Origin of the sequence: Gracilibacillus marinus (assembly GCF_042651725.1) — a bacterium.
Classification (GTDB): Bacteria; Bacillota; Bacilli; order Bacillales; family Amphibacillaceae; genus Gracilibacillus; species Gracilibacillus marinus.
In genome coordinates this window covers 134,722-148,366 of the sequence record NZ_JBHSDV010000005.1, presented here as the reverse complement: position 1 = coordinate 148,366, position 13,645 = coordinate 134,722, and the positions used below count along the sequence as shown (strand labels likewise).

General features: G+C 33.5%; 14 protein-coding genes and 1 pseudogene. 12 read left to right on the top strand and 3 right to left on the bottom strand.

Annotated features, from left to right (window positions below; translation table 11 throughout):
• The first annotated feature begins 167 nt into the window (after positions 1-167).
• From rlmD to ACFOZ1_RS14210, 8 genes and pseudogenes are all read left to right on the top strand, one after another.
• Positions 168-1,550, top strand: coding sequence for a 23S rRNA (uracil(1939)-C(5))-methyltransferase RlmD (gene rlmD / locus ACFOZ1_RS14245; protein WP_390200356.1), 1,383 nt, complete (start codon positions 168-170; stop codon positions 1,548-1,550).
• A gap of 259 nt (positions 1,551-1,809) precedes the next feature.
• On the top strand, positions 1,810-2,733 hold the full coding sequence (locus ACFOZ1_RS14240; protein ID WP_390200354.1) for a recombinase family protein: 924 nt from the start codon (positions 1,810-1,812) through the stop codon (positions 2,731-2,733).
• 60 nt (positions 2,734-2,793) lie between these two features.
• On the top strand, positions 2,794-3,822 hold the full coding sequence (locus ACFOZ1_RS14235; protein WP_390200352.1) for a hypothetical protein: 1,029 nt from the start codon (positions 2,794-2,796) through the stop codon (positions 3,820-3,822).
• A 518-nt stretch (positions 3,823-4,340) separates the two neighbouring features.
• Positions 4,341-4,991: a hypothetical protein gene (locus tag ACFOZ1_RS14230; protein ID WP_373742788.1), complete on the top strand. Its 651-nt coding sequence runs from the start codon at positions 4,341-4,343 to the stop codon at positions 4,989-4,991.
• Positions 4,992-5,084: 93 nt separating this feature from the next.
• Positions 5,085-6,008, top strand: a complete 924-nt coding sequence (locus ACFOZ1_RS14225; protein ID WP_390200349.1) for a recombinase family protein — start codon at positions 5,085-5,087, stop codon at positions 6,006-6,008.
• Between the two features lie 431 nt (positions 6,009-6,439).
• Positions 6,440-7,378 (top strand): recombinase family protein, encoded by a 939-nt coding sequence (locus ACFOZ1_RS14220; RefSeq protein WP_390200348.1) that lies wholly within the window; start codon positions 6,440-6,442, stop codon positions 7,376-7,378.
• A 1-nt stretch (position 7,379) separates the two neighbouring features.
• Positions 7,380-8,186: a hypothetical protein gene (locus ACFOZ1_RS14215; RefSeq protein ID WP_390200347.1), complete on the top strand. Its 807-nt coding sequence runs from the start codon at positions 7,380-7,382 to the stop codon at positions 8,184-8,186.
• A gap of 258 nt (positions 8,187-8,444) precedes the next feature.
• Positions 8,445-8,558: pseudogene (locus ACFOZ1_RS14210) on the top strand (IS3 family transposase); the annotation flags it as partial.
• A 97-nt stretch (positions 8,559-8,655) separates the two neighbouring features.
• On the opposite strand, the gene ACFOZ1_RS14205 reads toward ACFOZ1_RS14210, so the two are convergent.
• Positions 8,656-9,000 carry an ABC transporter gene (locus ACFOZ1_RS14205; RefSeq protein WP_390200345.1) on the bottom strand — a complete coding sequence of 115 codons (345 nt, stop codon included), beginning with the start codon at positions 8,998-9,000 and terminating at the stop codon, positions 8,656-8,658.
• A 423-nt stretch (positions 9,001-9,423) separates the two neighbouring features.
• Positions 9,424-9,852 carry a MarR family winged helix-turn-helix transcriptional regulator gene (locus ACFOZ1_RS14200; protein ID WP_390200344.1) on the bottom strand — a complete coding sequence of 143 codons (429 nt, stop codon included), beginning with the start codon at positions 9,850-9,852 and terminating at the stop codon, positions 9,424-9,426.
• A gap of 119 nt (positions 9,853-9,971) precedes the next feature.
• Between ACFOZ1_RS14200 and ACFOZ1_RS14195 the strand changes: the two genes are divergently transcribed.
• Positions 9,972-10,574, top strand: coding sequence for an NAD(P)H-dependent oxidoreductase (locus tag ACFOZ1_RS14195; protein WP_390200342.1), 603 nt, complete (start codon positions 9,972-9,974; stop codon positions 10,572-10,574).
• Positions 10,575-10,832: 258 nt separating this feature from the next.
• On the opposite strand, the gene ACFOZ1_RS14190 is transcribed toward ACFOZ1_RS14195, so the two are convergent.
• Positions 10,833-11,255, bottom strand: coding sequence for a hypothetical protein (locus tag ACFOZ1_RS14190; RefSeq protein WP_390200340.1), 423 nt, complete (start codon positions 11,253-11,255; stop codon positions 10,833-10,835).
• 445 nt (positions 11,256-11,700) lie between these two features.
• Between ACFOZ1_RS14190 and ACFOZ1_RS14185 the strand changes: the two genes are divergently transcribed.
• The 3 genes from ACFOZ1_RS14185 to ACFOZ1_RS14175 all read left to right on the top strand — a co-directional run bounded on the left by ACFOZ1_RS14185 (position 11,701) and on the right by ACFOZ1_RS14175 (position 13,635).
• Complete coding sequence (locus tag ACFOZ1_RS14185; RefSeq protein ID WP_390200339.1) at positions 11,701-11,925, top strand: helix-turn-helix transcriptional regulator; 225 nt, start codon at positions 11,701-11,703, stop codon at positions 11,923-11,925.
• Positions 11,922-12,329 (top strand): hypothetical protein, encoded by a 408-nt coding sequence (locus ACFOZ1_RS14180; protein WP_390200337.1) that lies wholly within the window; start codon positions 11,922-11,924, stop codon positions 12,327-12,329. The genes ACFOZ1_RS14185 and ACFOZ1_RS14180 overlap by 4 nt, the downstream gene beginning before the upstream one ends.
• 214 nt (positions 12,330-12,543) lie before the next feature.
• Positions 12,544-13,635: a PQQ-dependent sugar dehydrogenase gene (locus ACFOZ1_RS14175; protein WP_390200336.1), complete on the top strand. Its 1,092-nt coding sequence runs from the start codon at positions 12,544-12,546 to the stop codon at positions 13,633-13,635.
• Positions 13,636-13,645: the final 10 nt, after the last annotated feature.

Sequence of the window (13,645 nt, the reverse complement as noted above, 5' to 3'; positions counted from 1 at the left end):
TTGCTCGAATATAGTTGGAAATAAAGTACACTATTTCCCAGGAAATGATTTGATTTGACAGTATATTTTCTTATTCGTACATACTGTGGTAAAATTTGAACACAAATGTACAATGAACATGTCGAAAATAATATAGGATAGTTTGATAAAAAAGGACGTTGATATAAATGGGAAAAGTAGCTCCACCAGTAAAGAAGAATGAAGAAATCGAATTAGTTTTTGAAGATATTACACATGAAGGTGCAGGCGTAGGAAAAGTCAATGGATATCCATTATTCGTGCCAAATGCATTACCAGGTGAAAAGGCATTAGTGAAAGTGATTCATGTAAAGAAGAATTTTGGGTTTGGTAAAGTTCTAAATAGAATACAAGTAAGTGAAGAACGCGTTGATCCTCCGTGTAATGTGTATGAGAAGTGTGGCGGTTGCCAGCTGCAACATATGAGCTATGAGATGCAATTAGACATGAAGCGTAAACAAGTAGAGAATACATTAAGAAAAATCGGTCATATTGAAGGTATTCCTATTCATGATACGATTGGAATGGAAGAACCATGGCGATACCGCAATAAAGTACAGATTCCTGTCGGCTCAAAGAATGGTGAATTAATCACAGGATTCTATCGCCAAAGAAGTCATGACATTATTGAGGATATGGATCGCTGTATCATCACGGATGAAACAAATGATCGTTTAGTGGAAGCAGTACGCGCCATTGCAGATAGACTTGGCATTTCGGCATATAATGAAGAAACACATCGTGGTGTGCTCCGTCATATTATGGTCCGCACTGGACAAGTGACTAAGCAGTCAATGGTTGTGATTGTGACAAGAAAAGAAAATGTCCCTGAATTAGATGCTGTAGTAAAAGAAATTACAAAGGCATTTCCTGAAGTGAAGTCGATTGTCCAAAATATCAATCCAGAACGAACGAATGTTATTTTAGGAAGAAAGACAAAGTTATTATGGGGCGAAGAATATATTTATGATAAGATTGGAGACATTCAATTCGCCATTTCTGCCAAATCATTCTATCAAGTAAACCCAATCCAAACGAAGAAGCTTTATGACAAAGCATTAGAATATGCTTCTTTGACAGGAGCGGAAACGGTTATTGATGCCTATTGTGGCATTGGGACAATCTCTTTATTTTTAGCTCAAAAAGCGAAGAAAGTATATGGTGTCGAAGTAGTACCTGAAGCAATCGCTGACGCTAAAGCAAATGCCAAATTAAATCAGATAGACAATGCAGAGTTCTTTGTTGGACAAGCAGAAAAGGTCATGCCATGGTGGAAAGCACAAGGCTTACATCCAGATGTTATTGTTGTCGATCCGCCAAGAAAAGGCTGTGATGAAGCATTTCTTCAAGCGATGATTGAGATGAAGCCGAAGCGTATTGTTTATGTTTCTTGTAATCCATCTACATTAGCTAGAGATTTGAGGATTTTAGAGGATGGTGGGTTCAAGACTGTGGAAGTGCAACCAGTGGATATGTTTCCGCAGACGACGCATGTGGAGTGCATAGCATTGATGTCTAGGGTGGAGGAATAGGAACGGTTGAAGTGTTGATAGAATAAGGTTTATAGGGTTTCACCTAAGTTTGTTTTATATAAATAAATAGGTGAAACCCTTTTTGTTATTGGTGTTGGAAGAGCTAGAAATTGGGGTTGAGTTGACAGATTAGATTTTGGGTAGGGGAGTTGATAGGATAGATAATTGGGGGAAATCGTGTTATATTTAGACTAACTAATATTACGAAAAGTCCACTAAATATGATTAGTCTAAATGTAATTATTGGAGGATAAAGCAAATGTCTGAAAATCGAAGGGTTCATTTTATTCCACCAAGACCTGTACAACGAGAGAAACGTGTGGGGATATATTGTCGAGTCAGTTCGAACAGCATGGAGCAGTTAAAAAGTCTAGTAAACCAAGTCTCTGCACTTACCAGGTTAACAGCCGTTACTCCGAATTGGTTGCTTGTTGATACATATATAGATATTGCATCAGGGAAGTCTGGTTCAAAAAGAAAAGAATTTATTCGTATGTTAGAAGATTGTCAGGCGAAAAATATTGAAATTGTTATGACTAAAAATATTAGTCGCTTTGGTCGTGATACAGTTGAAGTGCTAGAGTCACTTCATAAGTTGAGAGAACATGGGGTTCGTGTAATATTTGAACAGGAAGGACTCGATACAGCTGATACAGATAGTGAATTGATGATTTCGATTATTGAATCAATTGCACAAGCAGAAAATGAATCGCGCAGTGAAAATATTAAATGGGGCTATAGACGTCATGCGGCACAAGGCACATCAAAATTATATAACCGAAAATGTTATGGCTATGAAAATGATGAAGAAGGTCTGTTGGCTATTAAGAAAGATGAAGCTAAAAATGTACGATTGATTTTTGAACTGTATTTACGCGGGCTTAGCATTATTGGTATAAAACAGGAATTAGAGAAGCGCAGAATAAAGACACCAACAGGAAAAGAAAAGTGGAGTAAACGAACGATTGATGTCATGTTAAGTAATGAAAAATATATTGGTGTTGTGAGGTTGCTTCATTCTAGTGAACATGAGGAACATTATATTTCAGAAAATAATCATCCAGCAATTATTTCAAAAGAGAAATTTGAAGCGGTTCAGATTGAGAAGAAGAAGAGAAGTAATGTTGTGAAAGGTGAAGATGGTAATCGAAGGAAGAGTAGGAAGTATAGTTCGAAAAAATAATAAGCAGGTATGATAATTCATTTTGAATTCTTTAAAATCTTGATTAGGGAGTGCTGATACTTGGGGTATGATAAATTCAAAAATAAAGTATGTAATTATTATAGAGCAGATCCATATACTAAAAATAAAGTTGAATCGTTTAAGCATACTCTGGATAAAATAGTTACTCAAGAACTTCCAAAAAGAGATAATGAACGACTTTTTCAAATTAGGGATTTTACAAACACTTCAGAGTTAAAATTAAACTTAAATTACAACAATGTCATGTGCTATTATTCGGAAAAAAAGAACACGTTGAAAGTAGGAGTTGTATGTCCGAATTGGGGTCATGAATCTGGTGGGTGGAGAAATATATCCAAGGATGAATTTGTGTCTGATCAAATAGATAATTTGTTCCGCTTTATATCCCAATATATTTATAGGAGTTATCAAGTAAATTTGATAGGGGCCATTGCATTATCTGCTGACATTCCTACAGACTTTAGAGGTAATACTCTTACGTATATTTATGGAGATAATGTTAAGCAAGAGATCAACGCTTTTGAAAAATATATAAGTATTGAACCTTCTATGTTAAATACGAAAACATTAGGTTATCTAAAATTGATAAACGCGCTTGACCCTTATGTAAATAAAGCGGTATTTTATTACGTTAGATTTTTGAGGTTATATGAATTGGACTTTACAGAAGAAGCCTTAACAGCAGCAGATAATATGGTTGATGTAATATTTCAGTCGATAAAAAAGAGACTTAAGAAACCAACTCAAAATCGTGAGGAAATGAGCCATTATGTCTATGATGAAATTAAACTTTATGATAGTGTTGCAAGGTATAATTTAGATAGATTATATTTGTTAAGATGTAGATTCACCGCCCACTCATCAAGATCAAAATGGTGGGATTTTTACGAAATATACGAAGGTGAGATAGAAGAAATAAAGATATCGATTCGTAAATTGTTGATAGCCTATTTCAAGTATGAAAATAACAACAGAGAAGTTGATGCAACTCCTATGCTGTGGAGTTCATGGTTTAAAGAACACTGTGACATTATATATGATGCTGTATGGTTTCATGAAGTACCTTAAAATAACCTAATCAAAAATGGATATGCTGACTTGACAAGGTTGATGAAAAGTCATACGGAAACAAGCAATATCCTATTGTAAACGATGTGCAGAATAGCCTAAGTACATCATGTGGAGACGGTAGTATTGATGTCAAGAAAAGATAAGTAAAGGTTGAAAATGGCTTGAAATAAAGGGATTTCCGAGAACTGAGGTATGGCTCTTGGTTCTCGGATTTTTTGCTTTTGGGCAAAGTGGGAACATTTCCACGGTTGCAATACCGTAGGGTTGAGTTGACAGGATTGAAATGGCATAGGTTGTGGAGATAGGATTTATATTTGTGGGTTGAGTTGATAAAATAGATATAGGCTAATCAACATATGGCGTAAGTCTTTAAAAGGTGATTAGCCTATATGAATTTACTGAAGACCAACTTTAAGTTCTAGTTCATATCAATGTCATGAAAACTCACGATTTGGTATGAAGATTATTTATATAGTTTATAGGTATGATTTTTATAGTGAAGGGAATTAAAGTAAATGAATATTAAGACGTTCAAAGGATTTGAAGAGATTTATCCAGAAAAAGTAGATGGAACAGATTCGTGGTATTTTGGTCAATGGACTCCATGTTCAGAAGCATATGAAGTTCCAGAGTTTAAAAATAAGTATCCTGGAACGAGACTTTATTTTATAGAATATCCATCAGGAAAAGTTTTTGAACCGATTAACCAGGAAGCAAATGTATTTTTAGAAAGACCTGTTTATGAATATAAAGACAATTCATTTGGAATTATTCGTTATGATTTTAATAAAGAAGTTATACAGATAATTATCTTTAAACCGGAGTGTTCCAGCGTGAAGACTATTAAAGAAATACCTTTCTCAAAAGTTGGAGATATGGTAAATCTACGACTAATAATTTCCCCATTTGCATTAGTTAAGCACGATGTGCACAATGATTCAGTAGAATTTCTATGGCCAAAAGAAATAAATTATGAATTCGAAAAAAATGAAAGCTTGGATTTTCAAGATGACGGAAAATTGTATTTGACAAAATGGATTGAGGATCCAGAGTATCGTGAAGAAATCATTGTTAGAGATGCTATAACTGGGCAAATCATTGAGCGTAGTCCTGGATATTTACGAAGAATGCCAGGTGGTTCAGTGTGGAAAATGACATCAAAATAAATATGTTTGTAATGTGACTATGAAGATTCTCGTAAATGTTTAGTTTCAATTTGTAAGATAGCTATATGAAATTTTCTGAAGGAGGTATCAAGTATGCCAGAAAACAAAAAAGTTCATTACATACCAGCGAAACCTCCAAAGAGAGATAAGCGAGTGGGTATATACTGCCGTGTGAGTACAAATAGTTTAGACCAACTAAAAAGTCTAACAGCACAAGTTTCTGGATTAACAAGATTAGTTGCGGCTACGCCTCAGTGGTTATTGGTGGATGTATATATGGACATTGCCTCCAGTAAAACAGGTTCTTCTCGTAGAGAGTTTGCAAGGATGCTGGATGATTGCCAATCTCATAATCTGGAAATCATACTCACCAAGAGTATTAGTAGATTTGGTAGGGATACGGTTGATACTCTTGAGGCATTAAATCTACTAAAGACATTAGGTATTCGTGTTATATTTGAGCAGGAGAGTCTGGATACTGCCGATACTGACAGTGACCTAATGATTTCTATAATTGAATCTATAGCACAGGCAGAAAATAAATCTAGAAGTGAAAATATTAAATGGGGAATAAAACAACGTGCCGCACAAGGTACTTCAAAGCTATATAACAGAAAGTGTTATGGCTATGTACATGATAAAGAGGGCAATCTGATTATCAAAGACGATGAGGCTAAAAATGTAACGAAAATATTTGAGATGTACCTCCATGGGAAAAGTGTTATTGGTATAGTTGCTGAGTTGGAACGGTTAGGTGTTAAATCTCATACTGGAAAAGATAAGTGGAGCAAGCGTACAATTGATGTGATGCTTAGCAACGAAAAATATACGGGTAGTGTAAGATTATTGGATAATGGAAAACATGAAGCTGTTTATTTATGTGAGGATAACAACCCAGCAATTATTTCTAAGGAAACATTTCAAGCGGTGCAGATAGAAAAAATTAAAAGAAGCAATGTCATTAAAGACGAAAATGGAGTACTAAGAAAAAATAAAAAATATAGTTCGAAACAGTGAATATTGAAAATAGCCTAATTGAAAATTGTATGTAGAGAAGATAATCTAGATTTAGAACCTTTATAAATACTAGAGTTTTGTTATGTTTTATAAAAGTGTGAAATAGCCTAATTATTTCATGTGGAGTTGGTAGCATTGATGTCTAGGGAATAAGTACATCAGTAATTAAAGTATGGATATAGCAAGGTTTGTAGGGTTTCATCTAAGTTTATTTTATGTGAATAAACGGGTGGAACCCTTTTTGTTATTGGGGTTAGAAGGACTGAAAATTGGGGTTGAGTTGATAGGATAGATTTTAGGTAGGGGAGTTGACAGGATAGATAAATGGAGAAAATCGTGTTATATTTAGACTAACTAACATTACGAAAAATGCATTGAATGTGATTAGTCTAAGTGTGATATTTTCAATACGATTTCTGGGGGATAAGAAAATGTCTGAAAATAAAAGGGTTCATTTCATTCCGCCAATGCCTGTCAAACGTAAACAGAAAGTAGGAATCTATTGCCGGGTCAGTTCAAACAGCACGGAACAGCTAAATAGTTTAACAAACCAAGTATCTGCACTTACTAGGTTAACAGCCACTACTCCGAATTGGTTGCTTGTCGATACATATATAGATATTTCATCAGGGAAGACAGGTTCAAAACGAAAAGAATTTATGCGTATATTGGAAGATTGTCAGGCAAAGAAGATAGAGATTGTTATCACTAAAAACATTAGTCGTTTTGGTCGTGACACAATTGAAGTGCTAGAGTCACTTCATAAGTTGAGAGAACATGGGGTTCGTGTAATATTCGAACAAGAGGGACTCGATACAGCGGATACAGATAGTGAACTAATGATTTCAATTATTGAATCAATTGCACAAGCAGAAAATGAATCGCGCAGTGAAAATATTAAATGGGGTTATAGACGTCACGCAGCACAAGGCACATCAAAATTATATAACCGAAAATGTTACGGTTATGAAAATGATATAGATGGAGAACTGATCATTAAGGAAGATGAAGCTAAACATGTCCGATTAACTTTTGAACTGTATTTGCGCGGGTTTAGTATTATTGGTATAAAGCGAGAGTTAGAAAAACGAGGAATAAAAACCCCAACCGGAAAAGAAAATTGGAGTAAACGAACGATTGATGTCATGCTGAGCAATGAAAAATATATCGGTGTAGTAAGGTTGCTTAATTCCAGTGAATACGAAGAACATTGTGTCTCTGAAAATAATCACCCAGCAATAATTACAAAAGAGCAATTTGAAGCCGTTCAGATTGAGAGGAAGAAGAGAAGTAATGTTGTGAAAACTAAAGATAGCGTAAAAAGATCGAGTAGGAAGTATAGTTCAAAAAATAAAAAAAGGGAGAAATAACATGAAAGGTGAAGAGATTAGGGATAAAAGTGCAGAGGAATATGACATATCAACTGAAATATGGAATAAATATAAAACAGAACATCCTTGGAATATTAATTCTGACGATAAAGACAGATCAACACTGTATTGGGGTATTGAAAATCCTGAAGAAAGAGAAAGTAACAGAAAATCTGCATATATTACAGAAGAGGGGAAAAAAAGGTATGGATTTGATGAGAAATGCTTATCTGTAGGACGTAACAGTACTAATCTAGATTATATTCGATTAAGTGGTGATATTATATTTAATTTTTCTGCACGCAGTCCGGATGGTAGACAAGATAAGCAATATGATAAGTATTCAAAATTACTTGAATCATTAAGTGATGAAGACAAAAGAAAAGTTTATCAAAATAAATTAAACGATTGTAAAGAAAAACATCATAGTCCTGAAAACTGTTCGTTATTGTTATCAACTGGTAACTTACAAAAGACCAAAAAATATATTGGTGATGATCGTGGTGATACATTTTTATGGCTATTAGATAGTTACTTTAAAGGGGAAAATGAAATCATATTAAATCATGCTACACCAGAATTAGTAGGAATTTTAAAAATCTTTTTAGACTCATTTAAGGTAGAAAATAGTTTAGGCGATAGTATATATAATTATTGTTTAGAATTTTATAATGTTAAAGATAATGATAATGTAATTGATAAACTTGTATGTTCGGGATCAAAAGCTATAAATACGCCTGAAAGAGTATGTCAATATGTAGATTTAGCATTAGATTTTTGGAAGGCTAGAACCCCATCTAGTGAATAGCCTAATCAAAATTTGATATGTTGATTTGACAAAAATAATAACAAGCTATGAGAATACAAGTGTTATTCCTACTATACAACGATGTATAGAATAGCCTAAGTACATCATGTGGAGTGTGTGACGTGGATGTCTAGAGAAAAACACAGAAGTAATTGAAGTGTTTATATAACAAGGTTTATAGGGTTTCGTCTAAGTTTATTTTATGTGAATAAACGGGCGGAACCCTGCCTGTTCATTAAGAGGGCTTATATTACTAATCAACCAGAACTTAACTTTTCACTTTTTAATTATGTTCATTGGTTTAATCGAATCTGATTTCATGGAACATTACATTATTTAACACCAAATTCATACAAATTAATGAACCTTTAAAAAATTGTTTGTTTTAGTGTGGACATACCACTCATTATAAAAACACCCAAAACACCAAACGACGATATTTAGGGAGTTTCTTAAACAAACTGTGATTTTATAATCTTATTGATGATTTGAATTCACCATATGCATCTTTGCCATAAGTGTCAGCATACTTGTCAATATGTTTATTTATTAACATTAAGTTCTCTTGCAGATGAGGGTGTAGCTCAGTTGTATCAGCTGTGTTATATAATTCATGAAGAAAATCAATTGTCTCACCAATTAAAAAACTATTTTTTATTGTAAGAATGACGCTAATCACATCTGGAATGTTATTGAATGTTTCTAGAGATGTCAGTCCATTTATTAGGTCTTCATAGGAATTTCTAAAATACCATTCATCTTTTTCTAACTTACTTTCCCAATCATTAAAAATAATGAAGAGCTTTTCTTTCATATTAAAACCTTCTCATCACTTAAATTTAAAATCATCGAATTTTTTGGTGACTTTATTATAGTTGAAATGTATGATTATAGTCTTAGACCCTTAAATCTATAGATTATCCCCGAAAATGCGTAAGAGCCACATTTCAGTTGACAAATACACCAAGCAAAACCGGTTCGTTTTGATATTTCATTAATTGATAGTGATTTATTATTACGTAAATTTTTGATATGATTAATTTCAGGCATTGCTAGAATCCTTTCACTTACTCCACCATTAATTGATTAGTCACCATTAACGGTAGAGTATTATGAGAGAACTGGCAAGCCTTTTTTTGTTTGTGCAACCATTTAATACCTAACATTTTGGCTGCAATACTCTGTACTTTTATTATGCATTAAACAGATATGTTCCATCTTGTATCTTTCATTTTACCTATGCAAGAAATTTAGTTTGTATAATATGGATTGCCTCTTGAATTTCTTTTAATTCGGACTCGGTTAAATTGTTAATTCGTTCTTGAAATTTTAATTCAAGTTGTTCAAACACTTTATTCATTAGCGATGTTCCCTTTTCTGTAAGACAAATTTCAAACTTGCGGCGATCATTTGGATCAATATTTTTTTCGCATAGTTGGTTTTGTATTAATTTTTTAACCTCACGGCTAGAATTAGGTAAAGATAGATGTAAGCATTCACTGACCTCACTGAGGGTTACAGGTTGGCTAACTGTAATAAACTCTAATATTTTATACTGAACGGTAGTTATGTTTTCAATTCTAATTTCTTTCGTCATATCGTTTGTCACTTGATGTACTGATGTAGTAAATCGAACAAACTGTTGGAAAAGTTCATCTTTGTCCATATAAATCACCTCATTTACAAAGTATCAAATATATTATCAAAAAACAATTATCAATTGACAACTAAATTAGAATGATGGTACTATTTAGTTATCAAATGATAACTAAAGGGGTGTTTTTTGTGAATATTTTAATTGTTTTTACTCATCCTAATCACCAAAGTTTAAGCTATTCATTCTTACAAGGGGTGCTTCGGGGGTGTGAAGAAAACCATACTATCAAAAATGTTCAGGTCCTAGATTTATATGATGAAAATTTTAATCCCGTTCTTACATTTGGAGAGAAAAAGAAGAGAAGGGACATGTATAGAGATGCAGATTTAGAGAAATATCGAAATCAACTATCATGGGCGGAAAAGATTATTTTCATCTATCCTATATGGTGGGGAAGGCCACCTGCTATGTTATTGGGTTATATTGATAAAATGTTTGCTTCAGGGTTTGCCTACAAAGATAACGGTAAGTTGTTACCAGAAGGTTTATTGAAGGGTAAATCAGTCGTATGTATTTCTGTAATGAAAGGTCCGACACTTTATCCCATGTTTTGGTTAAATAACGCTCATAAAGTTTTAATGCGTAAGGCATTATTTCAATACGTTGGCATTAAAAAGGTAAAATTCTTTGAGTTTGGAAACATGGAAAGTGCAAAAGGGAAGCACGATAAAAAGATAGAAAGAGTATATAAATATTTTCAAAAATTGAATAACCACAGCTTATCTTCTTAAAATTAATCGCTAGTTGGCGTGAATGAAGTAAAGTGTGTGGCATTGATGTCTAGAGAAGAAACACAGAAGTAATGAAAGCGGATATATAGCAAGATTTATAGGGTTTCGCCAAAGTTTATTTTATGTGAATAAACGGGCGGAACCCTTTATGTTCGTTTAAGGTGCTTATTTTACTAATCAACAAGAGCTTGATCTTGCACTTTTTGATTATGCTCTTTGGGTCCATACTAATGTATATATTTCATAACCATATAGTATTTATGATTTTTCGCTCATATATTTTTCATACCAATCTTTACCTGATGACCAGTTTTCAACAGGATTTAATTCCCCTAATATTTCAATACATACAGTAGCCATAATGTATTCTTCTAATCCATCTGTTAAACTAGATTCTAATCGATTGGTAAGATAATTTAAGGAGATGCTTCCCTTGCTAACAATGTAGTCAAAGTCAGTTTTATTTTCATTTATATAATCCCCAGGGTTTGATGACTCTTTAGGAGAGCTGATAATCTTGGTTAGTGCATCATCTATTTCTTTGTTTGAGGATACATTACTTCCTAATGCAAGCTCAGAATCGTTTGTATATTGATTCTTGTTAGCGCTTTTATCTGAGGTATTACAAGCAGTTATGGTTACTAAAAGAAGGACGAGAAGCAATAATAGAATTTTTTTCATTTTCATTCCTCCATTTTCCATTTTATATTTGAATTATATACAAATTCCCATGAAAATACCATATGAATATTTTGTGAATTTCCAAACTGCACGGGTATCTTATGTTACTTCCGTAGTAAGAATTATATTTACTTCAGTTTTTTGTTAATTTTTGAATTTCAGTCATATTTTTAGAATCGGCACTATCATTCATTAGTGACTATGCGGTTGGCATCATATTCGTATTCTTCGCTATTTTAAGTTTTTTTTTTACCAGTAATTGTGCCGTAATTTACCATTAGTTGTCAGCGTGTTAACCAATAGGGAAAATATCAGGAATCTTGAAGTGAAGAAGCCTATTCTGCTTTAAAGCTCTCAATATGTAAAGAAAGCTTTACATATTGAGAGCTTTGCACTATATTAAGAGTAAAGATATCTTTACATTTTTATAGGAGGTGGCTTACATTTGAGGGTGATTAACCATATTAAAGAAATTAGATTGCAGAGAGGAATTACCCAAGTGAAAATGGCTGAAGACCTACAGATCACAAGACAAACGATAAATGCCATTGAGAAAAATAAATATAACCCAAGTTTAGAACTTGCGTTAAAACTGATTGCATATTTTGATGTACCAATTGAAGAAGTTTTTTATTTAGAAGAAGATTTGACTAAGGAGGAAAAGACATGAAGAGACGTTATGAAATAATGATTCCTATCTTTTTGGTTGGGATGATTATAATTGGTGGATTATTCGGTGTATATTTGATTGGAAAAGAAGAAGGAGAATTTAGCTTTGATTTAGCAGGTTCCGTTATAGCAGGAACAATAGGTGGGTTCCTTATCACTTTGTTATATGCAAAATGGCGTAAAAAACGAAAAGGTAATGTACCTACAGTGGATGAGCGAAGTCTACTAATTATGAAAAAATACTTATTAATTGTACTATATTTTGTCCTAGTAGGCAGTGGGGCTATCTTAATTGTACTATATGCAATGGGGATTCAAACAATTGAAACAGAAATACTAATTGTATACATGATGATATTGTATATGATTATCGGTTTAGGTGCGATTATTGTAAAACGATTTTAAAAAATAGTAGAAAGTTTCGGATGAATTTTATAAAAATATACAGTTCTTAATTCAAGATTTATTTCACTCATTTCTCTGGCCAGTCGGAGAGCAATCAACCTCTGTTCATCTAATAAATTTAATTACAAAGCGTACTCCTTGACCTCGAGTTAACTATAAGAGGTATGATGGTTAGAATAAGAATAAATAATCTTATTAGAGAAGAGGTTTAACAATGAAAAAAATGATCCTTGTATGTATTGTCTTTACATTCTTGTTAATTGGATGTTCTTCCAATAACCAACACGATGCAGTAGATGACAGGAATGAGGAAAAAACTACGTATAATCAGCAAGAAATCAATGGTTTAGAAGTGATTGCAGAAGATCTAGATATTCCTTGGTCAATTGAAAAATGGAATGATACATTCTATTTGACTGAAAGAACTGGGTCTATCGTGAAAATAGAAAATGGCGAAATGGAGCGTCAAAGTGTAGAACTTGAGAAAGAAATTGCCACGGCTCAAGAGGCAGGTTTATTAGGGTTTGTATTGGCTCCTGACTTTCAAGAATCGAATCTCGCTTATGCTTATTATACTTATGTAGATAGCACAGGCCAATTTAATCGTATAATAACACTTCATTTAGAAGATGGAGTTTGGCATGAAGAGAGCTTACTATTAGATAAAATCCCGAGTGGTTCCTATCATCATGGAGGTAGGTTGAAGATAGGACCAGATAGAAAACTCTATGCAACAGCTGGGGATGCATCTGTTGCAGATATCGCACAAGACATCAATTCATTAGGTGGAAAAATTTTGAGGATGAATCTTGATGGTTCGATTCCAGATGACAACCCTTTTCCAAATTCATATGTTTATAGTTATGGACATCGTAACCCACAAGGAATGACTTGGTTACCTGATGGTACTCTATATGCTAGTGAACATGGAAATAGTGCAAATGATGAGATAAATAGAATTGAAGCGGGTCAAAATTATGGTTGGCCCATTATAGAAGGAGAAGAAGAACAAGAAAGTATGAGGTCGCCGATATTCACTTCAGGAAAAGACTCAACTTGGGCACCATCTGGAATGGAATATGCGAATGGGAAATTGTACGTTGCTTCACTCAGGGGAAATGCTATTTTAGAATTTGATTTAGAAACAGGTGAATCTCGTGAAGTGATAACAAATATTGGAAGGATAAGGGATGTAAGAATCGAGGATACAATTCTTTACTTTATCAGTAATAATTCAGATGGTCGAGGAAATCCACAGGATAACGATGATAAGTTATATCGTATCTCACTTTCAGAATTAAATTAAGAAAATGGAG